Source organism: Gardnerella sp. DNF00550 (assembly GCF_049262685.1).
GTDB lineage: Bacteria > Actinomycetota > Actinomycetes > Actinomycetales > Bifidobacteriaceae > Bifidobacterium > Bifidobacterium leopoldii.
The window spans coordinates 609,977-632,036 of record NZ_CP058397.1 but is presented as its reverse complement, the minus strand read 5'-3'; the positions used below and the strand labels follow the sequence as shown (position 1 = coordinate 632,036).

Annotated in this window: 15 protein-coding genes, 1 other RNA gene and 1 pseudogene; 13 read left to right on the top strand and 4 right to left on the bottom strand. The window is 40.2% G+C overall.

Annotated features, from left to right (window positions below; all coding sequences use genetic code 11):
- Positions 1-7 precede the first annotated feature (7 nt).
- From HXT29_RS02290 to HXT29_RS02245, 10 genes are all read left to right on the top strand, one after another.
- The gene (locus HXT29_RS02290; protein WP_032842537.1) at positions 8-547 is read left to right on the top strand and encodes an arginine repressor; all 540 of its coding nucleotides are present in this window, start codon (positions 8-10) and stop codon (positions 545-547) included.
- A 272-nt stretch (positions 548-819) separates the two neighbouring features.
- Positions 820-2,034 carry an argininosuccinate synthase gene (locus tag HXT29_RS02285; RefSeq protein WP_116442694.1) on the top strand — a complete coding sequence of 405 codons (1,215 nt, stop codon included), beginning with the start codon at positions 820-822 and terminating at the stop codon, positions 2,032-2,034.
- Between the two features lie 34 nt (positions 2,035-2,068).
- The gene (argH, locus tag HXT29_RS02280) at positions 2,069-3,586 is read left to right on the top strand and encodes an argininosuccinate lyase (RefSeq protein WP_415688480.1); all 1,518 of its coding nucleotides are present in this window, start codon (positions 2,069-2,071) and stop codon (positions 3,584-3,586) included.
- Positions 3,587-3,751: 165 nt separating this feature from the next.
- Positions 3,752-5,071 (top strand): tyrosine--tRNA ligase, encoded by a 1,320-nt coding sequence (gene tyrS, locus HXT29_RS02275; protein ID WP_004119411.1) that lies wholly within the window; start codon positions 3,752-3,754, stop codon positions 5,069-5,071.
- Between the two features lie 154 nt (positions 5,072-5,225).
- Entirely contained in the window at positions 5,226-6,833 is a 1,608-nt protein-coding gene (locus tag HXT29_RS02270; protein ID WP_415688481.1) for a hypothetical protein, read from the top strand.
- 145 nt (positions 6,834-6,978) lie between these two features.
- Positions 6,979-8,079: an HAD-IIA family hydrolase gene (locus HXT29_RS02265; protein WP_422118435.1), complete on the top strand. Its 1,101-nt coding sequence runs from the start codon at positions 6,979-6,981 to the stop codon at positions 8,077-8,079.
- Entirely contained in the window at positions 8,076-8,879 is an 804-nt protein-coding gene (locus tag HXT29_RS02260; protein WP_004119418.1) for a TlyA family RNA methyltransferase, read from the top strand. The genes HXT29_RS02265 and HXT29_RS02260 overlap by 4 nt, the downstream gene beginning before the upstream one ends.
- Positions 8,880-8,976: 97 nt before the next feature.
- Complete coding sequence (locus HXT29_RS02255; RefSeq protein WP_112928631.1) at positions 8,977-9,900, top strand: NAD kinase; 924 nt, start codon at positions 8,977-8,979, stop codon at positions 9,898-9,900.
- A 54-nt stretch (positions 9,901-9,954) separates the two neighbouring features.
- The gene (gene recN / locus HXT29_RS02250) at positions 9,955-11,748 is read left to right on the top strand and encodes a DNA repair protein RecN (RefSeq protein WP_116442699.1); all 1,794 of its coding nucleotides are present in this window, start codon (positions 9,955-9,957) and stop codon (positions 11,746-11,748) included.
- Positions 11,732-12,412 carry an HAD family hydrolase gene (locus HXT29_RS02245; protein WP_101886023.1) on the top strand — a complete coding sequence of 227 codons (681 nt, stop codon included), beginning with the start codon at positions 11,732-11,734 and terminating at the stop codon, positions 12,410-12,412. Before recN ends, HXT29_RS02245 begins: the two co-directional genes overlap by 17 nt.
- Positions 12,413-12,432: 20 nt before the next feature.
- Here the strand turns inward: HXT29_RS02245 and rnpB are convergent.
- Positions 12,433-12,806, bottom strand: an RNA gene (gene rnpB, locus HXT29_RS02240) — RNase P RNA component class A.
- Positions 12,807-13,017: 211 nt separating this feature from the next.
- On the opposite strand from rnpB, the gene hpf reads away from it, so the two are divergent.
- Together hpf and secA are read left to right on the top strand one after the other, a co-directional pair.
- The gene (hpf, locus tag HXT29_RS02235) at positions 13,018-13,689 is read left to right on the top strand and encodes a ribosome hibernation-promoting factor, HPF/YfiA family (RefSeq protein ID WP_004106803.1); all 672 of its coding nucleotides are present in this window, start codon (positions 13,018-13,020) and stop codon (positions 13,687-13,689) included.
- 188 nt (positions 13,690-13,877) lie between these two features.
- Positions 13,878-16,673 carry a preprotein translocase subunit SecA gene (gene secA / locus HXT29_RS02230; RefSeq protein WP_004106800.1) on the top strand — a complete coding sequence of 932 codons (2,796 nt, stop codon included), beginning with the start codon at positions 13,878-13,880 and terminating at the stop codon, positions 16,671-16,673.
- 86 nt (positions 16,674-16,759) lie between these two features.
- On the opposite strand, the gene HXT29_RS02225 is transcribed toward secA, so the two are convergent.
- Positions 16,760-17,428, bottom strand: a complete 669-nt coding sequence (locus tag HXT29_RS02225; RefSeq protein WP_004106798.1) for a hypothetical protein — start codon at positions 17,426-17,428, stop codon at positions 16,760-16,762.
- A gap of 75 nt (positions 17,429-17,503) precedes the next feature.
- Between HXT29_RS02225 and HXT29_RS02220 the strand changes: the two genes are divergently transcribed.
- Complete coding sequence (locus tag HXT29_RS02220; RefSeq protein ID WP_415705928.1) at positions 17,504-18,211, top strand: lysophospholipid acyltransferase family protein; 708 nt, start codon at positions 17,504-17,506, stop codon at positions 18,209-18,211.
- Between the two features lie 125 nt (positions 18,212-18,336).
- Here the strand turns inward: HXT29_RS02220 and HXT29_RS02215 are convergent, their stop codons facing one another.
- Together HXT29_RS02215 and HXT29_RS02210 are read right to left on the bottom strand one after the other, a co-directional pair.
- Complete coding sequence (locus HXT29_RS02215) at positions 18,337-20,727, bottom strand: Stk1 family PASTA domain-containing Ser/Thr kinase (RefSeq protein ID WP_415705930.1); 2,391 nt, start codon at positions 20,725-20,727, stop codon at positions 18,337-18,339.
- 97 nt (positions 20,728-20,824) lie between these two features.
- Positions 20,825-21,930, bottom strand: a pseudogene (locus tag HXT29_RS02210) (polyprenyl synthetase family protein).
- Positions 21,931-22,060 lie beyond the last annotated feature (130 nt).

Here is a 22,060-nt window from a genome sequence, read left to right as displayed (position 1 = left end):
TAAAACTATGATGAATCCAGAAACGGATGCAGAATCAAATAACGAAGTGTCAATAAAACAGCAACGTCCTGCAACAAAAGCAGCGCGTTTAAACGCTATTGAACAAGCGTTACTGGCAGAAGTGATTACTTCTCAATCTCAACTCGCTAAAGTGTTGGCGCGTCATGGTTTTAATGTTACTCAAGCTACTTTGAGCCGAGATTTAGATGAGTTAAATGCCGTTAAAATTCGATTGACGGATGGCAGGATTGCGTATGTGCTTGGCGATGGTACTGGCAATCGTCATGCTATGGATACTGTGCGAATTGATCAGCAAGTTGCTCGCACTTTAGCAGGTCTTGTCACTGAAGTTGGGCATGCAAATAATATTGTTGTTATTCACACTCCATCCGGCGCTGCACAATACGTTGCAAGTGTTATAGATCGTCAGCCTTTGAAAGGTATTTTAGGATCAGTTGCTGGAGATGATACTGTTATTATGGTTTGTGTTTCAAATGAAGAAGCTGAAAATCGAGCAAATTGGATGCTTTCAGTAGCTTCTCGTTAAACAATTTATTAAGAAATATTGTGGCTATTTAAATAAATATTATATTAGAAAAATTTGCAGTAACGAAAAGAATTTATACGCGTGCAGTGCATTGCTGAGCTGCGCGCGTTTTTATATGTATAACTATAATTGATATATTTTTTATATTTTATAATAACTCTTCAAAGATGATAAAAATATAATAATTTTTTAGCGCATCTGTTGATTTTATTTTATATGTATAATATGCTCTTTATTGTTTATTTATTCAATACATGACCTGGGAGGTCACTATGACTAATAAAAAACGTATTGTCTTGGCGTATTCAGGTGGCCTCGATACTTCTGTAGCAATTCCATACCTTAAAGAGCAAACAGGTCAAGACGTTGTAGCTGTGTCACTAAACGTTGGTCAGGGCGGTGAAGCGCTTGAAGTAATTAAAAATCGTGCTTTGGCTTGTGGTGCAGTTGAAGCATATGTTGTCGATGCTCGCGAAGAATTCGCAGATAACTATTGCATGCTTGCATTAAAAGCTAACGCAATGTATGAAGACGTGTATCCATTGGTTTCTGCTCTTTCTAGGCCTTTGATTACTCGACACTTAGTGAATGCAGCTCATCAATTTGATGCAGACACAATTGCGCACGGTTGCACAGGTAAAGGAAACGATCAGGTTCGTTTTGAAGTTGCAATCCAATCTTTGGATCCAGAATTAAAAGCTATTAGCCCAATTCGAGACTTGTCACTTACTCGTGATGTTGAAATAGAGTTCGCTAACAAGCATAAGCTTCCAATTGAACAGAGCAAGAAAAGCCCATATTCGATCGACCAAAACGTGTGGGGTCGTGCAATTGAAACCGGTTTCCTAGAAGATCCATGGAATGCTCCGACTGAAGAGTGCTACTCTTATACGCAAAATCCTCTTGAATCTCAAGAACCGGATGAAGTTACAATTACTTTTGAAGAAGGTATTCCAGTCGCAATTGACGGTCATAGCGTAACGCCTTTGCAAGCAATTGAAGAAATGAATGCAAGAGCTGGAGCGCAAGGAATTGGACGAATCGATATTATTGAAGATCGTCTTGTAGGAATTAAATCTCGCGAATTGTACGAAGTTCCAGGTGCTCAAGCTTTAATTGTTGCACACCAAGAGCTTGAAAATTGCTGCCTGGAGCGTGAGCAGCACAGGTTAAAGCGTGCTCTTGATAAAAAGTGGGCTGAATTTGTCTATGATGGTCAGTGGTTCTCTCCAGTTGTGCGTTCTCTTAACGCATTTATTAATGAAACTCAAGAGCATGTTTCTGGAGAAATTCGAATGACTATGTATGCTGGCAAAGCTGTAGTTACTGGACGCCGTTCTGATGAATCATTGTATGACTTTAATTTAGCAACATATGATTCTTCAGATACATTTGATCAGCGTGCTTCCAATGGATTCATTGAAATCTACGGATTGTCTAGCAAGGTTGCAGCAGCAAGAGATATGCGCGTTGCAAACAACAACTAATACGATATATAAAAAGATATAAAGGTAATAAACTATGCACGATGCAACAAAAGCAGCAGCCGCAGAACTAGAAAATAATGAAACTAATAATACTAATCACCCTATTGCATTGTGGGGTGGACGATTTAGTTCAGGTCCTTCAGCAGAGCTAGCGAAACTAAGCAAGTCCACACAATTTGATTGGCGATTAGCGGATGATGATATTGCTGGTTCTAGAGCTCATGCGCATGCGTTGCATCGTGCAGGTCTTCTTAACGAAAAAGAGTATGCTGATTTATCTTGTGCATTAGATGAATTGCAAAAGCATGTAGATGACGGAACTTTCGCACCCATTGAGGAAGATGAAGATGAAGCTACAGCGTTAGAGCGCGGTTTACTTGAAATTGCTGGAAATGAGCTTGGCGGAAAGCTTCGTGCAGGTCGCTCTAGAAATGATCAAATTGCAGCTTTAATACGTATGTTTTTGCGTAGGCATGCGCGCATTATTGCATCATTATTGTTGTCAGTTTGCCAAGCGTTGCTGAATCAATCAAAAAATGCAAAAGACGCGGTGATGCCGGGTCGCACTCATATGCAACATGCTCAACCAATTTTGCTTGCGCATCAGTTAATGGCACATGTTTGGCCGCTTTTACGAGATGTAAATCGCTTCATAGATTGGGATTTGCGTGCAGATGAAAGCCCTTATGGAGCAGGCGCTTTGGCAGGCAATACTCTTGGTCTTAATCCAGAAGAAGTAGCTAAAGAGCTTGGTTTTTCAAAAGTTTGCGCTAATTCTATAGACGCAACTGCAAGTAGAGACTTAGTTGCAGAATTTTCATTCATTGCAGCAATGGTTGGCGTTGATATATCACGATTAAGTGAAGAAATTATTATTTGGAATACTCAAGAATTTGCATTTGTTCGTTTAGATGATGCTTATTCAACTGGCTCATCGATTATGCCTCAAAAAAAGAATCCAGATATTGCAGAACTTGCTCGCGGTAAAGCTGGTAGATTAATAGGCGATTTAACTGGTTTAATGGCAACTCTTAAAGGTCTTCCTACTGCTTATGCTCGCGATTTGCAGGAAGATAAAGAAGCTGTTTTTGATCAAATTGACACTTTAGAAGTGATGCTTCCAGCTTTTGCTGGAATGGTAGAAACTATGAAATTTGATCTAAATAGACTTTATGAACAGTCTTCTACTGGTTTCGCTCTTGCTACAGATATTGCAGAATGGCTTGTAAAAATGGGTGTTCCATTCCGTAATGCTCATACTTTGTCTGGTTTGTGTGTAAAGCGAGCTGAGGAAATTGGGGGAGATCTTGCTGATTTAAGCGATGATGATTTTTCAAATATTCTAAGCGGTTTTGTTGATAGCGAAGAAATTGCGAATATTAGAACAATATTGACTAGTGCTGGATCTGTGTCTGCCAGATGCGGTCGTGGCGGTACAGCCTTCGTGCGAGTTAAAGAGCAAATTGTAGAGGCTGAAAACGCAATGGATAATTATTATAAATTTGCAAATTCGAAAAGCGATGGTTCTGCTTATATTTCGTCTATAAAATAATTTTAAAATTAGATTATTAGCTGTAACGTTATAGTGCCAAGTATCGTACGTTATGATATTTGGCACTTTTTATTATGCGTGTCGTCATGTGCTGCAAAAATTGAAAGGCTTGTGGACGCGCAAAGCGCCCGATATTTATCGGTATTCTGTATTAAGGAGATACGAATGGCTCAGGTCAGGAACTACAAGGAAGCAGGTTTTGCTTCTTTGTTTGAAGAGCTTAAGTGGCGTGGATTAATTTCACAATCTACTGATGAGCAGCAACTTGCTCAAGCGCTTGACGGAGAACCATTAACGTATTATTGCGGTTACGATCCTACTGCTGCTTCATTGCATATTGGTAATCTTGTGCAGCTCATTAATATGCGCCACTTGCAGGCTGCAGGTCACCATCCTATTGCTTTAGTTGGTGGTGCCACTGGTTTGATTGGTGACCCTCGTCAAAGCGGAGAACGCACTCTTAATTCTAAAGATATTGTGGCTGGCTGGGCTGAACGTTTGCGTAAGCAGATTGGCAGAATTTTGCCTCTTGATGGTGAAAATCCTGTTCGTTTTGTCAGCAATTACGACTGGGTTTCTAAGATGTCTGCTATCGACTTCTTGCGTGATGTTGGTAAGAATTTCCGTGTTGGCACAATGCTTTCTAAGGATATTGTTGCTCGTCGCTTAAATTCCGATGAAGGTATTTCTTTTGCTGAGTTTAGCTATCAAGTTTTGCAAGGCAACGACTTCTTGTACTTGTTTGATAATTACAACGTAACTTTGCAACTTGGTGGTTCGGATCAGTGGGGTAATCTCACTTCCGGCATGGATTTGATTCGTAAGGTTCGTGGCGCATCCGTAAATGTGTTTACTAGCCCAATTATTACAGATAATCAAGGTCGTAAGTTTGGTAAGTCAGAAGGTAACGCCATGTGGCTTGATCCTTCTATGCTTAGTCCTTATCGCTTCTACCAGTTCTGGTTCAATCAGCCTGATGATGAAGTTGTTAAGTTGCTTAAAGTGTTCACTTTCTTGCCAAAAGATGAAATTGAGCGTTTGGCTCAGCAAATTCAGGATGATCCTGGAAGTCGTGAAGCTCAGCGCGTGCTTGCGTGGGAAGTTACAAGTTTCGTTCACGGTGAAGATTTAACGAACCAGGCTATTGAAGCTTCTTCCGCTTTGTTTGGACGTGGTGATCTTTGCAATATTGATGAGCAGACTCTTGAAGCTGCTCTAGATGGCGTTAAGGTTAAGGCTGAAGACGGTAGTTTAGATTTCGCTAAGGCTAAAGTTGCAGATCGTGTTGTTGAGGCTGCAGTTGCCGCAGGTCTATTCCGCACTGTTTCCGAAGCTCGTCGCGCTATTGAAGCAGGCGGTTTGTATCTAAATAATGAACGTGTAAGTGGTGTCGACGATGTGTTAAGTGAGGGCTCTTTCTTGCACGGTCGTTTCGCTTTGCTTCGCCGCGGCAAGAAAGCTATCGGTGCCGTAGAGCGCGCTTAATAAATGTTTGTGATTTATTAAAAAATACATCTGTTGTAAGCTTGCTGCTTGATGTATGCTATAGCTTGCTTACAGCAGATGTTTAGTTGTTTTATGAATATAATTAAAATGTGATTTTGTAATAAAATTGCACATAGATGAGAGGTATGCCAGAATGGGCGAAGAACGCGAACACTCGCGGAGTGGTAAGAAATCTTTTGGTGAACGTGGCGGATTTGGTCATCGCAATGGTAGTAAAAGTAGCGAGCGTCGCGGCGGTTTCCATAAAGATGGTTTCCATAAAGGCGGTTTTAAGAAGGGTGGTTTCCGCCGTAATGATGATGACCGTGAAGAGAGCTTCCGCTCTGGCGTAAAGCGTGATGGTGATCATCGTTTTAACCGTCATGACGATCGTAAAGATGACCGTCGCGGTGGTTTTAAGAAGAATGGTTTTAAGAAGGACGGATTCCGCTCAGAGAATCGCGATAATGATCGTCGCTTTGATCGTAACCGTCATTTTGATCGTATAGATGATCGTCGCTCTAGAGATTTTGAACATTCTGGTGAAGAAGGTGGCAACCCACGCTACAAGAAGTTTGATGGTGAGCATCGTTTTAACCATCGTGACGATCGCAGGGATAATCGTCGTGAGAACCATCGCAATGGCGATTTCCATAAAGATTTCCATAAAGGCTCTAAGGGTGGCTTCCGTGATGATCGCAGAGACGATCGTCGCGATGAGCGCAGAGATAATGAGCGTCGTTTTGATCGTCGTGACAATCGTATAGATGACCGTCGCACAAATTCGCGTAGTAACTTCCGCTTTGAAGATGGTCCACGCCGCAATTCTGACGGAACTGTTTCTTATCCATCTCAAAATCCTTATACAGCACGCCGCCCTGGTGAGCCTAAGATGCCAAAAGGTTTGGAATGGGCAATGCTTTCTAAAGAAGATCGCGAGCGTTTGCGCGGTCTTTCAAAAGAGCATGCTGAAAATATTGGTCTTCATATTCTTGCAGCCTATACTTTGCAAGAAGAAAATCCTGAACTTGCATTAGAACATGCAAAGTGGGCTGCTAAGCAAGCTTCTCGTATTGATTTTGCTCGCGAAACTTTAGCTTTTGTGGCCTATCGTCAGGGCGATTACAAGCTTGCTTCTAAGGAATTCCGCACTGCAATGCGAATGAATGGCTACCTTGATTATTTGCCATTTATTGCCGATTGCGAGCGCGGTATGGGAAATCTAGATAAGGCTTTAGAAATTTGCATGTCAGATGAAGCAAAAACCTTAAGAGGAGAAGTAAAAGCCGAAATGTTCCTCGTTTATGCAGGCGTTTTGGCTGATACTGGTCATGCTGATAAGGCTATTGAATTGGTTCATGCAATGGGTCGTTCAAAGGGTCTTCCTGGGGAGTATCGTATGCGTGCAGTTCAAGCAGAACAATACTTCTTGGAAGAAGCCGGTCGTAGTGACGAAGCAATTGAATTAGAGTCTTTGCTTGATAAGCTTGAGCAACAGTATGCAGATGTTGATGACGAAGATATAAATCCTGATGATATTGTTATCGACTATGATTTAGAGCATTTGAATGATGACATGATGGATGAAATTGGCATGAGTGAAGATGATGCTCAATTTGCTCCTGATGAAGAATCTGATGAAGAATCTGAAGTAACTGAAGATTCTGAAGATTTAGAAGACTCAGAAGAGACAAGTAACTCTGAGAATGCGGATAATACGGATACTATCGAGATGAGTGCTGTTCACGCTGACGAAGAGTAGTTCGTAACATTTGAATATTTGCGCCCGGCTGCTTTTAAGTAAGCCGGGCACTTGCTGCTTTAAGAGTTGATATTTATAAAATAGGCTTAATAAAATTTGAATCTAAATTAAGTGCAGTGTTTAGCAAACTTAAATGAGGTATAGTATGCAAGTTGAAACGAAAAAGAATTTTTCTTCATGTAATCGTCCGTTAAGCGATGCATTTCGTCTAGCACTGCTTGATTTAGATGGTGTTGTATATCGTGGTGGAAATGCTATTGAATATGCGTCTGATTCCATTTTGTTTGCGCAAAAAAATGGAATGGCAATTGAATACACAACTAATAATTCTTCGCGTTTCCAATCTGTTGTTGCAAAACAACTGGAAAGTTTTGGCTTAAAAGTAGAACCATGGCAGATTATAACGTCTTCTGTTGTTGCAGCAAGAATGGTAGCTCGCAATGTTGAGAAAGGATCTAAAGTTCTTGTTCTCGGCGCTGAACATTTGCGTCAAGAAGTGCAACGCGTAGGATTACAACTAGTAGATTCGTGCGAAGATAACCCTAAAGCTGTTATTCAAGGCTGGTATCCTCAAATGACTTGGCAAGAAATGGCGGAAGTTTCTTTCGCTGTTGAGCATGGTGCAAAATATTTCGTTACTAACCGCGACTTAACTATTCCAAGAGAGCATGGTATTGCTCCTGGATGCGGTTCCATGATTCAAGCTGTTATTAATGCTACGGGTGTGGAGCCTATTTCGTCTGCTGGAAAACCAGAATCTGCAATGTATGATGAAGCAAGGTTTTTGGTTGCTGCTAATGCTAAGCATGATGATTCTGAATGTGAAGAATACACTGAAAAAGACGAGTATGGGAATCCTGTAATTAGTATTGAGCATTCATTAGCAGTTGGAGATCGTTTAGATACTGATATTGAGGCTGGGACAAGAGGAGGCTATGCTTCTCTGCTTGTTCTTACTGGAGTTACAGATCCTTGCATGCTTATGCTTGCACCAAAACATTTGCGTCCAAGTTTTGTTTCTAAAGACTTGCGAGGATTAAACGAATCTCATAATGCTCCTGAACGCGTTAACGGTACTACTTTTACTTGTGAAGATGCTATAGCAAGAGTTGTGAATAATAATATTATTGAAGTTAATAACACCAACGATTGCAATGCTTTGAGAGCTGCTTGTGCGCTGGCATGGAGTTTGCAAGATTGCGGTGAAAATATGGAAAATTATACTCTTCCGGAGTTTTCCTTATGACTGTGAATGAGGATTTAAGTAAACTTTCAAATAACAATATTTCACAACGTTTAGATTGTGCTTTGGTTAGTCGTGGTTTAGCAGAAAGTAGGACAACTGCTCAGCGTTTAATTCATGCTGGCGTAGTGAGTGTTGACAATCGAAATATTACAAAATCCTCATTTTTAGTAAACAATTCACATGCAATAACAATCGATGAATCAAAAAATACGCAATCTTGTATTAGATACGTTTCTCGCGGAGCGCTTAAGTTAGAAGGTGCTTTCGAAGCGTTTTCTAAAAATGGTTTAACTACTTCCAAATCAACTAAAGCTCTAGATATAGGTGCATCAACGGGCGGTTTTTGCGACGTTCTTTTGCAAAGAGGCGTTCATTCTGTAATAGCTTTAGATGTTGGTCATGGTCAATTGCATCCAAAAATAGCTAACAATTCACATGTAATTGAAATGAGCGGTGTAAATATTCGAAATGTGTACGAAGAAAACTTGCCATATAAGCCAAATCTTATAGTTTCTGACGTTTCTTTTATTTCTCTAACGCTTGTTATTCCAGTAATTTCTAGAATAGCTCAATTGCATGCAGATATTGTGCTTTTAGTTAAGCCGCAATTTGAAGTAGGAAAAGGAAACCTTGGAAAAGGTGGAATAGTAACTGACGAAACTTTAAAAATTAAAGCTTTAGAAACAATAAAAAGTTGTGCAAATCAAAACGGTCTAAAGGTTATCTCCTCTTGTGAATCTCCTATTGAAGGAACACATGGCAATACGGAGTATCTTCTTTATGCGCGTTACGAGAAATAAGAAATAAGTTAATCATTGAATGTTTAACATTTTTCAATATGTATCCTAACAATTACAATAGTAGTAGTTGTGTTTAAACAGTACGAAGGGGCTGTATATGCAGGAACATTTCGATACTAATTCCGCTTCGGCGGCTCGTCGTGCTCTTGTAGTTACTCACGCTAGGATTGATGTTCACAGTAATGTGGTAAATCAAGTCAAGACTCAACTTATTAAAGCTGGATTCGTTGTTGACGTATTCAACAGTGCTTCTGTGTCTGATTTTGCTAAAAAAACTACTCGTATAGTTGACGAAAATACAGAAATAGTTGTGGTGCTAGGGGGAGATGGCACCATGCTTCAGGCTGCTGAGTTAGTGCATTGTACTACTGTTCCAATTATCGGCATAAATCTTGGCCATGTTGGTTTTTTGGCAGAATTTGAAAGTTTTCAAATTAATGATGCTATTCGTAGGATTGCAAACAAGGATTACACTATTGACAGGAGAATGGAAGCTCATGTAGATGTGTGGCTTCCTGGCGAAAGCGAGCCTTTAAGTGATTGGGCGTTGAACGATATAACTCTTGATCGCGAAGACAGAGGTCGAATGGTAGAACTTTCAATACGAGTAGACGATGTTGAAATGTCATCTTTTGGTTGCGATGGTGTAATAGTTTCAACTCCTACTGGTTCTACAGCTTACGCATTTTCAGCAGGTGGATCAATTATGTGGCCAAATGTAGAAGCATTGCAATTAGTGCCATTAGCTGCTCATGCTCTTTTTGCGCGTCCTCTAATTATTGGTGCCGGTTCTACTTTTACTATTGACATTCTTAATGAATCGTCTTCTGGAGGTTGGATTTGTTGCGACGGTAGAAGACAGCGTGCGCTCCCTCAGGGATCAAGGATTCAAGTTCGTCAATCAAAAGATGAGCTATTATTAGCTAGACTTTCTGGCGCTCCTTTTACGAAGCGTTTAGTTACAAAATTTGATTTGCCAATAGTTGGATGGCGTGAGCACAATAATAATTCTTTAAAATGAATTATTTAAGTAGAAAATAATATTAAATATAGCATTTATAAAACGAGGTACAGCGTGCTTGAAGAGTTAGAAATACGTAATCTTGGGCCAATTTCACATGCGCTTATTACTCCTTCGTCTCACATGACAGCTATTACGGGCGAAACAGGTGCCGGAAAGTCAATGCTTTTAAGTGCTATCAAGCTTATTTCTGGATCCAAAGCAGAAGTTGCAAGGATTTCTCCAAATGCTAAAGAAGCGTGGGTCCAAGGCATATTTAGTATTCCTAAAACAAGTGAATTAGTAGATGCTGTTGGCAAATCCGGTATTGAATTAGAGCCTTCAGAAAATGACGAAAATAAATCAGATATGTATGTTTCTAGAACAGTACCACAAGAAGGTCGTTCAAGAGCAACAATTTCTGGTTTCGCAGTACCAAAAACAGTTCTTGAACAAGTATGTTCTCGATTGATAGTGATTCATGGACAAAGTGACCAATTACGCATAGCAACAAATTCAAAACAACGCGAATTGCTTGATACTGTATCTAAAAATAGTGAATTACTTAAGCAATACGCATGTGCGTATCAAGCGTGGAAAGATGCTAAAGAAACATGTAACCGACTAGAAAATCAAGCGTCTTCTTCACGGCAACGTGCAGATTACCTTAGAGAATCATTAGCGCGAATACGAGATGTGAATCCTCTCCCTAATGAAGATAAAGAATTGCGCGCAAAAAGAGAAAGAATTGAGAATTCTGCTCAAATTGTCAAAGCAGTGAGCATTGCGCTCGCATCCCTTGATTCCAGTCAAATAGATTGTGGTGCTTCAGAATCATCTGAAGATGCTTGTTTCCTTGTAGATAAAGCTTCTCAAGCATTACGAAATATTCGTGTAGATGATTCTTTCAATTCTATTGCAAATCAACTTGACGATATTCATGCTCAACTTGACGATATCGTAATGCAGCTTGCTCAACAGTTGGATATCGATGTAAGTGAAAAAGATTTAGATGATTTAAATTCTCGTATTCATGATCTTACTGATTTAACTCGTAGGTGGGGCCCAACATTAGATGATGTACTTGATTGGTCCGAAAAAGCTCAGTTTGAACTTGAAGATTTAGATGATTCTCCTGAAGCTATTGCCAAAGCGCGTGCTAAATGTGCTCAACGATATGATGATGCTCTTAAACTTGCTGAAGAATTATATAAAACTCGTTTAAATGCAGCTCATGATTTTGGCACTTTAGTTAGTGAAGAATTAAACTCTTTGGCCATGCCAGGTGCTCAATTAATTATCAGTGTAAATAAGCGTTGCGAAGATTTATCTGGTTCTATTCCGCTTGATGCTAACGGATGTGATGATGTAGAGTTTTTGTTCCGACCATTTCCTGCTTCTTCAGATTTGCCGATGAGCAAAAGTGCTTCTGGTGGTGAATTAAGTAGGCTTATGCTTGCAATTGAGCTTGTTATTGCGAAGTTGACAGATTGCGACGAAGAAAATATGACATTTATTTTCGACGAAGTAGATTCTGGTGTTGGTGGTGTTGCGGCAGTAGAGCTAGGTAAACGTTTGGCTCAACTTTCTAAACATGCTCAAGTTATTGTTGTTACTCATTTAGCTCAGGTTGCTTCTTTTGCAGATGTACAATTTGCAGTACAAAAAAATCTTGTTGAAAATGGCGATAATAGCGAGAATAGCTCTTTTGCTAAAGTTGCAAATACTTCTGTTATTGAGCTTAATGATTTGATGCGTGAACAAGAGATTGCTAGGATGCTTGATGGAAGTGAATCAAAAACTTCACTAGAACATGCTCGTGAACTATTGAATGCAAGTAGGAAGATCATTGATGGATTTACAAAATAATTCGTCTATTGTTGCAGCGATTTTTGATTTTGACGGCACATTACTTGATTCTTTAAGCGTTTGGGATGATATTGATCGAGTAAGTTTTGCGAAACGTGGTATGAGCGTTCCCTCAATCTTTGCTAGTACAACTGCAACAATGAATCCTAGACAAATTGCAGAATATGTTATTAAAAATTACGGGTTCACTGATTCTCCTGAAGCTTTGATGAAGGAGTGGTCAGATATGGCTTTTGACGCTTATGCTAATCATCTTCCGCTAAGAAAAGGCGCGTATGAATATGTGCATTATTTGCATTCTAATGGTGTAAAGCTTTTTCTTGCCACAACTCTTTCTAAACGCTTGTGTATTCCAGCTTTAAAAAGAGTTGGTATTTTTGATTGTTTTGATTTTCTTCATTTTGGAGAAGATTTATCTGAAAAAGGTAAGCATAGTCCTAAAACTTATACCGATATTGCTAATCAGCTTAAAGCAGATCCAGCTGAATGCATAGTTTTTGAAGATTCTGCTACAGCTTTATGTTCAGCTCAGCAAGCTGGTATGCAAACATGCGGAGTAGTTGATAATTCAAACGTAAAAATTGATTTAGATTCGTCGTTTAATAAGTGTTTAGCAGTATTCTCTGATTTTTCTTTCGCTCCAAAAATCAGCGATATAAGTTGAAAATATGCTATTTGGTTGAGTTGATGAGGTTTCACATACCCCGGGTTTTGTCGCATACACAAGTGCATGCGGATGGCCATCCATCTCGATTTGACGTTACCGCCAAACTCTAGCAGTCTACCCGAAGACTTGAGCGAGCAGCTCTAAAGCGTCTTCTGCTTGACCTTGCTCCCAATGAGGCTTGCCATGCGGCTTACTGTTGCCAGAAGCCCGGTGGTCTCTTACGCCGCCGTTTCACCCTTACCCGAACGAAACGTTCAGGCGGTCTATTCTCTGTTGCGCTATCTCTCAGGTCGCCCTGGGCGGACGTTATCCGCCATTGTGCTCTGTGGAGCCCGGAAGTTCCTCAGTCACTCCGAATGAACATTGTGACCGCGGCCATCGTGAAACCTCAACCTTCCTAATTATAGCAGATAATATTAATATCGTAAAAAATTCGTTATTTTATAAGAAATTCCGTAATAAACGTTAATTTTTTTATTTTAATTTAATAAATTGCTAGGTTTGTATGGATTTAGCAGATATAATAGAAGAACCGACGGCATCGTGGCAGTCGGGTTGTACAAATCGAGCTTAAGGTTCGAGTCTATATGGGGAGGTTTCGCATGGAAATCGTCATTACTGGTCGTCATACGCAGATTAATCAAAGGTTCCGTGACGTTGTAGAAAGTAAGATGAATCGTGTGACCGCCATTGCGCCTGATGCGCAGCGCGTGCAAATCGTGTTGACTCATGAAGGCAATCCAAGGCAGGCTGACACAGCAAAGCGAGTTGAAATCACTGTTGTTGCAGGAAGCACTGTGATTCGCGCAGAAGCTTCTAGCACTGATCAATTTAGCGCATTAGATATGGCGCTTGATAAGTTGACGCTTCGTTTGCGTCGTACTCGCGATCGTCGTAAGGATCATCGCCGTGGATATACGGAAATGACTCCTGTAGATATGGGTGCTGTAGAACCTGAGATTGAAACTACCGTTGAAGAGCCAGAAGAAAATGAGGTTAATAGCGCAGATGCTGCTGTTGCTTCCGATTTAGGTCCTGGTGAATCTGTGGAAGTAAGTGTTGGCGACACTCCTATTGTGATTCGTCGTAAGCTACATATTGCAGAGCCTATGAGCATAGATGAGGCTTTGTATGAGATGGAGCTTATTGGACATGATTTCTTCCTGTTTGTAAACAAAGAAACTATGAGACCATCTGTAGTATATCGCAGACATGGTTGGAGCTATGGCGTGTTTGAAATTGATACACCTGAAAATGTTGCTAAGCAAAAGTAATGGTTAAAAACATGTCTAAAGTGCGCGAATAAGTGCGCGTGCCCGTCTAGCACAATGTTGGGCGGGCATTTTTATGTAGAAATCAGACTCGCTAACTTACAAAAATCGTAGCCGTCGCGTAATATAGGCACAGTTTACGTCTATGTTGGCTAGGCCGTCGTCATAGACATGACCTAAGGGAGCAAAACGTGGTAGATATCGTCGATAAAGCCTTGCGTATGGGTGAAGGCCGTCAATTGAAGCGCCTTGAGAACGTAGCCAAGGCTGTGAATGCGTTGGAAGATGAAATTTCCGCGCTTTCCGATGAAGAATTGAAGGGTCAAACTGCTAAATTCAAGCAGCGTTTAGACAATGGTGCAAAGCTTGATGATTTGATGCCTGAAGCCTTCGCTACTGTGCGAGAGGTTTCAAAGCGTACGCTTGGCCAGCGTCATTTCGATGTGCAGCTTATGGGTGGTGCTGCATTGCATTGGGGCAATATTGCAGAAATGAAAACCGGTGAAGGTAAAACGTTGGTCGCTACTTTGCCAAGCTATCTGAATGCTTTGGAAGGCAAAGGCGTGCACGTTGTCACAGTCAACGATTACCTTGCTAGCTATCAAAGCGAACTTATGGGTCGTATTTATAGATTCCTTGGCATGAGCGTTGGCTGCATTATTACCGACCAGCAGCCACCTGAGCGTCGTAAGCAATACAATGCTGATATTACTTACGGTACAAATAATGAGTTTGGCTTCGATTACTTGCGCGATAATATGGCGTGGGAAAAGAGCGAACTTGTGCAACGCGGTCATCACTATGCAATTGTCGATGAGGTTGATTCCATTCTTATCGATGAAGCTCGTACGCCACTTATTATTTCAGGTCCTGCTGAAGGTGATGTAACTCATTGGTATCGTGAATTTGCAAAACTTGTTTTGAAGCTTACTCGCGATGTTGATTACGAGATTGACGAAAAGAAAAAAACCGCAGGTATTCTTGATCCTGGCATTGCAAAAATTGAGGATTACTTGGGCATCGATAACCTTTATGAGCCAAGCAATACAGCTCTTATTGGTTATTTGAATAACGCTTTGAAAGCTAAGGAGCTTTTCCTTCTAGATCGTGACTATGTTGTCACCAACGGCGAAGTTTTGATTGTCGATGAGCATACTGGTCGTGTTCTTCCAGGTCGTCGTTATAGCGAGGGCTTGCATCAAGCAATTGAAGCTAAAGAAAATGTGGAAGTTAAGGCAGAAAATCAGACTTTTGCTACTATTACTTTGCAAAACTATTTCCGCATGTACGACAAGCTTGCTGGTATGACTGGTACTGCTGAGACTGAAGCTGCAGAGTTCATGGGAACTTACAAGCTTGGTGTTCTTCCAATTCCTTCCAATCGTCCAGTAATTCGTAAAGATAAGGACGATTTGATCTTCCGCACAAAGAAAGAAAAGCTTACTGCTATCGTGCGCGATGTTGCTGAACGCCATGCTAAAGGACAGCCTGTGTTGCTTGGTACAGCTTCTGTTGAATCTTCTGAGATTCTTTCTTCACTCCTTGACGTTGCTCGCATTCCTCACCAGGTTTTGAATGCTAAGCAGAATGCTAAGGAAGCTGCTGTTGTTGCTGTTGCTGGTCGTAAGGGTGCTGTAACTGTTGCTACTAACATGGCAGGTCGTGGTACTGATATTATGCTTGGTGGCAATGTTGAATTCTTGGCTGATGCAAAGTTGAAGGCTGATGGTTATTCTCCAGACGATACTCCTGAAGAATATGAGAAGCGTTGGCCAGGCGTTTTAGCTGAAGTTAAAGAGCAAGTTAAAGACGAGCATGAAGAAGTTAAGAAGCTTGGTGGCTTGTATGTTCTTGGCACTGAGCGTCACGAATCTCGTCGTATTGATAACCAGCTTCGAGGTCGATCTGGTCGTCAGGGCGATCCTGGCGAATCTCGCTTCTACTTGAGCTTGGAAGATGATTTGATGCGCCTGTTCAACACTCAGCTTGTTGCTCGTGTTATGGCTAAGGGATTGCCAGAAGGCGAACCAATTGAGTCTAAGTACGTTTCTAACGGTGTACGCACCGCACAGAAGACTGTTGAAGCTCGTAACTTTGAAATGCGTAAGAACGTTTTGAAGTATGACGATGTTATGAATAAGCAGCGTACTGTGATTTATGCAGAGCGTCAGATGGTTCTTAAGGGTGAAGATATTCACGAGGACATCTTGAAGTTCATCAGTGACACCGTAGAAAGCTATGTGCGTGGCGCAATGAACGGTTCTGATAAGCCAAAGAATTGGGATTTGGACGGCTTAAAAGATGCTCTTAACTCTGTAATGCCTGTACTTCTTGATTGGGATCAGGTACGTGAAACTATTATCAATCTCAAGGGCGAAAAAGCTGTTTCTGCTTTGCGTGATTTGATCGTCGACAGTGTAGTAAAGGTTTACTCTCTCGTCGAAGATCGTCTCGGTGCTGATCCACTTCGTCAAATTGAACGTCGCGTTGTTCTTTCTGTTCTCGATCGCAAGTGGCGTGAACATCTTTATGAGATGGATTATTTGAAGGATGGTATTGGTCTGCGTGGTATGGGTCAGCGTGATCCGCTCGTTGAATATCAGCGTGAAGGCTACCAGATGTACAATTCGATGATTGAGGCAATTAAGGAAGAAAGCATTCAGCTTCTATTCCACATTGATGTCAATCAGATTGCTTCTACTGAAGATATTTCTTCTGACGATGAGCTTGATGAAGATGTTGCGCAAGCTTCGTCTGAGGTAGATGCTGAAGATCAAGCTGCTGGTATTGTTGGTCCTGCACCTTTGAGCCATGCTGAAGGCGATGTTCCATTAACCATGCGACCAAAGAATGAAGAATGGAAGACTCCATGGTCTGATGGACGTACATTCCCAGGAACAAATAAGAATGACGAATGCCCATGTGGTTCTGGTCGTAAGTACAAGCTTTGCCATGGTCAAAACGAAGCTGAAAATGAAGCTGAGTGACTTGAAAGCTTACTAAAGTAAAATATAAATAAAAGGCGGTGTGATCAAAATCATGCCGCCTTTTATTATATTCGATTGATTATTAGCTATACTCGAGCACCATCTCCATAATCGCTGTAATCTTCTTTATACGGATCAGGTTTTTTGCGATTCATAAGTAATCCTGCTCCACTAAGTAGCATTAATAAGCCGCATATAATACCAACAATGTTCGCTATAGTAGGAATAAAAGCACTTACAATAACGCCGAAGATACCTATAACAAATAGAATCCACAAAACTACATTAACTAAAGATACGTTATAAAATTGTGGATTTGGAGGCACAAAATCATCGCCATAGTCTTCCATAGTCTTATCTAAATCGAGCCAACTTGTGCGGGTATTATCACGAGGACCTTTAGCAGTTATAATCGTGTGAGAATCTTGCATTCTAGTAGGAATAATATAAGATTTATGGCTACTTAGATTTTTTAAGTTAAATTTATTTTTTATTACACTTTTTTGATTTTTAGAATTATTGTCGCTTGCTATAGTGTTGCGCTCTTTCTTTTTTTCTTCTTTCTGAGCGTGCTTTTCAAAACTTTTTGCGCTACGTGAATTAGCAATATCGTTCATGTCATCAGAATGTTCTGCAACAAAAGATGACCATTCGTCATCAAAATCTCCGTTGTTTTGTTTTTGATTATTCTTTAACGATTCTGACGTTAACTCGTCATCCCGGCGAGGGTCGTTGGTATTCTTAGAAGAAGTCATGAACTATACTGTAGCAAGTCTTCCTGATTCTATGCTTAAAATGTTCGAAATTGGACTTGCAAGAAAGGATATGGTATGTTGTACTGGTTCTTCGTGAAGGGACTTGGGGGTATTGCCCGCATGAGGATTCATCCATCAGCGCAAGGTATTAAAAATGTACCTAAAAAAGGTGGAGCTATTATTGCTGCAAATCATCTTGCTGTTATTGATGACGCGCTTCTGCCATTGACTTGTCCTCGTATGATCCACTTTATGGGTAAAGCAGAATATTTTGAAGGCAAAGGTTTAAAGGGTCGTTTTAAGAAGTGGTGGTTTACTTCTGTGGGCGTTTTCCCTGTAGATCGTTCTGGAGGCGCAAAATCTCTTGGCGCTTTGAATCATGCTTGTGAAATATTAGAAAAAGGTCAGCTTTTTGGCATTCATATTGAAGGCACAAGAAGCCCAGACGGTCGTTTATATCGTGGTCATACTGGTGCTGCACGTCTTGCTCTTGAAACAGGTTGCCCGATTATACCTGTTGCAATTATTGGAACTAGAGAATTACAAGTGCATGGTCAAGTTATTCCAGCAAAAGGCAAGACTAAGGCGATTTATGGCGAGCCTATTCAAGTAGAGCGTGTTCGTGACGAAAGTGAGATCACTCACGAGCGTTTACGCGAAATTACAGATAAAGTAACTAAGTCTATTCAGCAAATGAGTGGTCAAGAATACGTTGATGAATATGCTCAAACCGTAAAAGAACGTATGCGTCAAAAACGTGAAGAAAGTAACGAAAATAAGTAAAATATAATGCTGATTCTCATGCTATTAGATTAACATTATTATATATTTAAATTTTATTTATGTTCAAATATGTAAGCGGCGAAAGTTATTGAGCTTCCGCCGCTTTTATAATACTTAAGACACGCTTATATTACTGTAAGAGTAATAATAGAAGGATTTCCATTAGAATCCTTCAATGGCACTTCGCTTCCAGCTCCAGGGGATTGGAAGCGCACTACGTGCATTAAATCACCAAGTGGAGCAGAAACACGAACTTTAAGCCCTAGACTTTCAATAATCCTTCTAGCTTCATCACTGCTCTTTCCGCAAACGTTTGGCAATGTAACAGTTTTTGGACCTTTTGAAACAACAACTTTAACGCTATCGCCCCAATGTAAGTCAGAACCAGCTTCAACAGAAGCGCGGATAATCTTACCCTTTGCTACAGTATCGCTATTTTCTTCTTCGTACTTTATATCCAGCTTAGCGTCAGTCAAAGCTAAGTCAGCTTCATTCTTTGTTTTCCCAACTATATCTGGCATTTGTACAGGCTTAGGTCCCTTAGAAAGTAAAATACTTACTTCTTCGTTATGGTTCATGCGCGTGCCAGGTTTAGGGTTAATATCAATTAAGCTGCCAGCTGGTATATCTATAGAATACGTATCTCCTGACTTATCGTGAATAATGTTAGTAAAGCCTGCTTTACGCAATGTTTTCAAAGGATTTTTGCCATTGTAAGTCTTTGGATCTGTAATATCGTCCGGGATTGTAGCCTTACGAATTCCACGCGAAATTACAACATTAAGAGCACTATTATTGTGCTTTTGAATATGGCTTCCGACAACATCAGGATTTGTTGAAACTACTTTTCCTTCTGGCACATCGTCACTATAATCTTTTGAAACTGTGTAAGGAATTCCAGCAACTTTAAGCGTGTGCTCATATCGTTGCCAATTGACATCAGTTATTTTGCAAGATGCATAATTGTTGCATTGAAGGTCGTCAGGCTTAGGTAGCGTCCAATAACTGCCAGGACCTAAGAAATACCAAAAACCACCAATAGCAGCAATTGCTAATACTCCAGCTGTACTTAAACCTGCAATAATGAAAACACGCTTTTTAGAAGAGCGGTTAGACTTGTTTCCTAAGTCCTTTTCTGTATATGACAGGCCCAATGGTTTTGTTGCATTTAAGTTGTTGTTAAAATTGCGAGAGCTAATAGCAATTGTTGGCATATTGCTATCGTCAAATTCTTCTAAAGGATTATCTTGCGAATTGTATGACACATCTTCTGCATTAGTAGCATGCCATTGCATAGCTTGTGTTTTTTGAAGATTATTCGCATCGAAAGCACTGTTGGACTTCGCTAGTGAATTGTCTATTGCTACATTATTGACTTCAGGATTATGTAGATCATTATTTGTGCGTGAATCGAGTTCACCTACAGAATTATCTCTAGGTATTGCAACAGTTTCGTCTGTAGCATTTTGCAATAAAGAGTTGGAATTAGCAGAAAAATTAGAGCCTGAAGTATTTATCGCTCGTGTAGCATCTGAGTCATTATTAGGATTCAATTTGTCCGAATAATTTGCTTCAGGGGGAACACGCAAATTATTAATAGGAGAAAAGTCTGTTTCTTCTGAAAACTCTTGTGGTTCTTCTGCTTTGTATTGCCAATCTTCAGGGTTTAATTGTGTAGAAAGTGCACGTAATTTTGCTAATGCTTCACTTGCATCTTTAGGTCGTTCGTTCATGTCGCGAGCAGTGAGGTTTGCTATGAATTGTGCAACTTTTTCGCTAATTCCAGGGCAAGCTGTAGCAATTGAAGGAGTGTTTTCATGCACATGCTTGAAAACAAGCGTAACAGGATTATCTGCAGTAAAAGGCACTCTTCCTGCAAGCATTTCCCAAGCCATCATGCCCGCTGAATACAAATCACCTTGAGGAGTTGCAAGATTATGCTCAATAAGTTCAGGAGCAAGATAAGCTGCTGTGCCAAGAAGCAATCCTGTAGAAGATAATGTTGCTTGCGAAATTGCTCTAGCTAAACCGAAATCAGTAATCTGAACATGACCTCGATCGTTAATTAAAATATTTTCCGGCTTAATATCTCTATGCACAACTCCAGCATTATGTGCAGAAGCGAGACCATCCAAAGTTTCTGCAAGTAAACGCAGCGTATCTCGCACACTGAATGTGCCTTGCATATTCATTTCATAACGCAAATTAACGCCATGAACATATTCCATCACAAGATAATCAAGCCCATCATATTCGCCCGTATCATAAACTTGTACAATATGTGGATTGGCAATTGCTGCAGCAGAGGTTGCTTCTCTGCGGAATCTAGCAATAAATTGCTGGCGATGCACTCCTTGAGCAAGTTGAGTGTGCATGATTTTAATTGCTACAGGTCTATCAAGGCGTTCATCTTCTGCTTGATACACAGTAGCCATGCCACCCTGAGCTATTTTGCGCACAATGCGATAGCGATTTTCAATGCGCATACCTGGCTGCGCCTGCGTAGCTTCATCCATTGTCACAATCCTTATACGCGTAAAACCATTTTTGCTACTTACGAGTGTACAAGCAAGATAGTAAAGAAGGCTAATTTCGAGCGTTATTTACTAAATATTATTGTACATTACGCCATGCTTCTGGTATAAATCGTTTGCTAATTTCATGCAAAATAGTTTTTCCACTATCGCTCAAAGTACTTGATTCGATTGCTTGTTGTGAATCATTCCATAGATTCTCAATTCGCTTTTTGATTTTTCAATAGCACCAGAAGTATGGTAAATCTGTATTATTTTATTTACATCATCTTCACTCCTAGTACTACTCGTATAAGCTTTTAATAGTATTTCTCTTTCGTTATCGTTTCCGTATTGCAAAGCATCTGCAAGAAGAACTGCACGCTTACCTTCTCTAATATCACCGCCAATAGGCTTACCTGTAATCTTGCTATCTGAAACAATATCAAGCAAATCATCAGCAATCTGGAAAGCAATGCCTAACGAATTGCCAATAGAATTAGCAAGATTGTATGCTTCAGTTGGTTGCATATTTGCTGCAAGAAAGCCGAGAGTTAATGGAGCAACAGTAGTGTAACTGGCTGTTTTCCATCTAAAAACATTCAAAGATGATTCCGCAAGTTGTATTGGATTATCTAGTTGCATCATTTCTATAGACAAATCCAATACTTGACCAATACCAACATTTCTTTGCATAGACGCAAATGCTGCTAACAATTCCTCGCCATAAGTAAAATTCTTCGCGCAATTTCTTGCAATATCGAAACTTTCTGTGGCAAGTAGATCTCCCAGCATTAAACCTAAGCCTGTGCCAATATGCTTATTATTGCAAGCTTTACTTAATGCACAATACGCACTAGGCTTTCCACGTCTCAAATAAGATTCGTCAATAATATCATCATGAATTAATGCAGCTGTTTGAAATACTTCTAGAGCACAAGCTATGTCAAATACAGACTGTTCATGGATTTTTTGAATATTGGTTTCTTTTGATGCAGCGTAAAATGCTGAAATCGTAAGAAGAGCTCTAAGACGTTTTCCGCCTTCGCTTGAAACAATAGCTTGCTTTATTACTTGCTGTAGTGTTTGCGCACATGTGGATGAAAGATTATCTTCTAGTCCCGTATTAAATTGCTGAGAAATTAAAAAAGTAATTCTAGATTCAATATCGTTAAGACTGTAATTGTTGCCTATAAATGTGCTCATATTATGAAAGTTATCCACAGGGCTGAACATTACAAAACGCAGTTATTATTATGGTTTAATAAGCTTTTCACCGCGGAAATAGTTTTTTATTGAATGCTGACTTATGTCTTGAGAAACTTCAATATATCAA

Excerpts from the sequence above, each read along its gene's own strand:
- HXT29_RS02290 (WP_032842537.1), top strand. The coding sequence starts at position 8 with ATGATGAATCCAGAAACGGATGCAGAATCAAATAACGAAGTGTCAATA.
- HXT29_RS02285 (WP_116442694.1), top strand. The coding sequence starts at position 820 with ATGACTAATAAAAAACGTATTGTCTTGGCGTATTCAGGTGGCCTCGAT.
- argH (WP_415688480.1), top strand. The coding sequence starts at position 2,069 with ATGCACGATGCAACAAAAGCAGCAGCCGCAGAACTAGAAAATAATGAA.
- tyrS (WP_004119411.1), top strand. The coding sequence starts at position 3,752 with ATGGCTCAGGTCAGGAACTACAAGGAAGCAGGTTTTGCTTCTTTGTTT.
- HXT29_RS02270 (WP_415688481.1), top strand. The coding sequence starts at position 5,226 with ATGGGCGAAGAACGCGAACACTCGCGGAGTGGTAAGAAATCTTTTGGT.
- HXT29_RS02265 (WP_422118435.1), top strand. The coding sequence starts at position 6,979 with ATGCAAGTTGAAACGAAAAAGAATTTTTCTTCATGTAATCGTCCGTTA.
- HXT29_RS02260 (WP_004119418.1), top strand. The coding sequence starts at position 8,076 with ATGACTGTGAATGAGGATTTAAGTAAACTTTCAAATAACAATATTTCA.
- HXT29_RS02255 (WP_112928631.1), top strand. The coding sequence starts at position 8,977 with ATGCAGGAACATTTCGATACTAATTCCGCTTCGGCGGCTCGTCGTGCT.
- HXT29_RS02245 (WP_101886023.1), top strand. The coding sequence starts at position 11,732 with ATGGATTTACAAAATAATTCGTCTATTGTTGCAGCGATTTTTGATTTT.
- hpf (WP_004106803.1), top strand. The coding sequence starts at position 13,018 with ATGGAAATCGTCATTACTGGTCGTCATACGCAGATTAATCAAAGGTTC.
- HXT29_RS02225 (WP_004106798.1), bottom strand. The coding sequence starts at position 17,428 with ATGACTTCTTCTAAGAATACCAACGACCCTCGCCGGGATGACGAGTTA.
- HXT29_RS02220 (WP_415705928.1), top strand. The coding sequence starts at position 17,504 with ATGTTGTACTGGTTCTTCGTGAAGGGACTTGGGGGTATTGCCCGCATG.
- HXT29_RS02215 (WP_415705930.1), bottom strand. The coding sequence starts at position 20,727 with ATGGATGAAGCTACGCAGGCGCAGCCAGGTATGCGCATTGAAAATCGC.